This is a genomic window from Streptococcus pluranimalium (assembly GCF_047785745.1).
Lineage (GTDB): Bacteria > Bacillota > Bacilli > Lactobacillales > Streptococcaceae > Streptococcus > Streptococcus pluranimalium_B.
The window spans coordinates 1-2,481 of the sequence record NZ_JBLOJT010000156.1; the positions used below are offsets into that span (position 1 = coordinate 1).

General features: G+C 39.8%; 4 protein-coding genes. 1 reads left to right on the forward strand and 3 read right to left on the reverse strand.

Translation table 11 applies throughout. The features are described from left to right. Positions 1-25 precede the first annotated feature (25 nt). Positions 26-286, reverse strand: a complete 261-nt coding sequence (locus ACMZ6U_RS10050) for a GIY-YIG nuclease family protein (RefSeq protein WP_416108291.1) — start codon at positions 284-286, stop codon at positions 26-28. Then, positions 283-1,041, reverse strand: coding sequence for a tRNA1(Val) (adenine(37)-N6)-methyltransferase (locus tag ACMZ6U_RS10055; RefSeq protein WP_416108292.1), 759 nt, complete (start codon positions 1,039-1,041; stop codon positions 283-285). The genes ACMZ6U_RS10050 and ACMZ6U_RS10055 overlap by 4 nt, the downstream gene beginning before the upstream one ends. A gap of 257 nt (positions 1,042-1,298) precedes the next feature. Between ACMZ6U_RS10055 and ACMZ6U_RS10060 the strand changes: the two genes are divergently transcribed. Further along, on the forward strand, positions 1,299-1,832 hold the full coding sequence (locus ACMZ6U_RS10060; RefSeq protein ID WP_416108293.1) for an isoprenylcysteine carboxyl methyltransferase family protein: 534 nt from the start codon (positions 1,299-1,301) through the stop codon (positions 1,830-1,832). Positions 1,833-2,187: 355 nt separating this feature from the next. Here ACMZ6U_RS10060 and ACMZ6U_RS10065 read toward each other — a convergent pair whose 3' ends face one another. After that, entirely contained in the window at positions 2,188-2,376 is a 189-nt protein-coding gene (locus ACMZ6U_RS10065) for a hypothetical protein (RefSeq protein ID WP_416108294.1), read from the reverse strand. Positions 2,377-2,481 lie beyond the last annotated feature (105 nt).

Below are 2,481 nucleotides of genomic sequence, written 5' to 3' on the forward strand. Positions count from 1 at the left end.
TGAGCCAGATACTTAGGTATTAGGCTCACTTTGAGTTTTCTTTAATATAATCCAACTTTTGCTGACGTGTTTTTTGTTTGAAATAGACTTCGGCACTTTGGGCCTCTTGTTTGCTTGAAAACCCTTCTTGATAGAGGAGTTTGACTGGTAAGCGGGCTCTGGTGTATTTGGCACCTTTGCCAGCATTGTGTGTGCTCAAGCGACGCTCGACGTCTGTTGTGTAGCCAGTGTAGAGGGTCTTATCAGCACATTCTAGGACGTACATGTAGGCTTTAGTCTCAGTCATTTTTGTCCTCTTTTTCCGAAGTAAATCTCGAAAAGCTCATCTGTATAATCACCATTGTCTTTGTGGACAAAGAGTGGTGGCAAGATTTTTAATCCGTCGGTAGAACCATCTTTGATGGCTTCAATCAGTAGCATATTGGCATCTTTCCCCATTTTAGGATAGACAAACTGAACACGCTTTGGCGCTAAGTTATACTGTCTTAAGGTATCAAGGATGTCCAAAAAACGATCGGGACGATGGACCATGGCTAAGCGGCCATTGGATTTGAGAGCATGTCTGGATACCTGGCAAATCTCTTCTAAGTTAGTGGTGATTTCATGGCGTGCCAAGAGATAGTGCTCGGACAGGTTTTTCTTGGAGGTTTCGGTGGATTTGAAGTATGGGGGATTGCAGAGGATGAGGTCTACTTGAGAACGAGGGACGTGTTTTAGGAGGTTTTTAAGGTCATCCTGAACCATGGTCACTTGCTTCTCTAGACGATTGAGCTGAATAGAGCGTTCTGCCATGTCAGCCAATCGTTCCTGAAGTTCCACCAAAGTAATAGGGGCTTTGGTTCTGGTACTGGCAAAAAGACCGACAGCTCCATTTCCCGAACAGAGATCCACAATGAGTCCTTTGGAAGGAATTTTGGGGAAGCGAGATAGGAGGACACTGTCGATAGAATAGCTGAAAACAGCCTTGTTTTGAATGATTTTAACATCTGTTGAGAAGAGCTGATCAATGCGCTCTCCTTCTTTTAATTGCATTTGAGACATGTTTTTATTATAGCAAAAAATAGGATAACTGTGGCTACCTCTTGCTTTTGACTGTATCTATTTTTGGATTAAAATTTTGATAAAGAGATGTGGTATTCAGAATGTTAGAATCGGAAGTCTCTTTGCTGTGGATGTTTTCTATAATAATGAAAGTGTCTAACGCTAAAGTTATCAGAATTTTAAGCTCATATTTACCTTGACAGTCAAACTAAAATTGCCTAAAATTCTCCATAGAATTTTGTTTACAAGGAGATACCATGTTTTTAATATACCTATTTTTAGGATTGATGTTTATGACTCGATTAGTATTTTTACGTTTATCGATTCGAAATGAAAAAGCTATTTTAGCCAACGGAGGCAAAGAATATGGAGAGAACGTCTCTAAAGCGATCACTGTTTTGCATATTAGTTTTTATCTTGCTGTAGCGATTGAGATTTATTGTCGTCAGTCTTCTTTTGATACGACGTCATTACTAGGGTTGTCTTTGATGATTTTTTCAATTGTTATCTTGAGAATGGTCACAAGTTTGTTAGGACCAATCTGGACCATTAAGTTGATGTTGGTCAATGACCATCAGTTTGTAGATCATTGGTTATTTAAGACTTTTAAACATCCAAATTATTATTTAAATATCATGCCAGAATTACTCGGAATCTGTTTGTTAGGGCATGCTTGGACATCGGCAGTGATGATTCTGCCACTCTATGTGCTTGCTTTGATACTTCGTATTCGTGAAGAAAACCGTCTGTTAGTCGAAGTCATTATTCCCAATACCCGCTTAAAGCAGTAGTCCTAAGATAGAGAATAGGGTCGAAAACGGTAACGCGAAGGGGGCGATTTCCCCTCAGTAGTCGCTCCTTCTTTGGTTTGGGCTAAGACAGTTTCTTACCAGACTGTCTCGCTATCACCTCTGAACCATTCAAACAGTCAGGGGAGTGACTATTCGAAGTTGAAAAATTGATAAGCAAGGCTTTCTTCGTTCGTTAGAGCTGTAAAAGTTGATGACATCAGCGCTTATAGATCAGACTTGCTTTGCAAGTCATAGTTTTCAACCGTCAAGGCTTATATGCCTTCAAACACTCAATGATTGTGTCTGGATTAGCTGACGGCATAACCTAAAAAAGCAAGGACTTTTGTCCTAGCCTCTAGGGGTTATTATTGAGCCAATCGTGGTATTTTTCAACAAGATTGATAGCCATTTGCGTGGCAAGAGCTGCAGAAAAGCTTTCAGTACCTTCCAAGTTGTCACCAGTGACTTCAAGTTTTGTTTCGTCGTAGATGGCTTTGAGGCTATCTTCAGATAGAGTTGCTTTAAAAGCTTCGAATTGGTTCATAAGACTATTACCTCCTTTAGTGAGTTGTTATTTTACTGTCATGATATAGAAAAGGTTTTCAATAGTCAAGTGAAAAGGGCATGAGATTTGTTGTCAGTCTTCTTG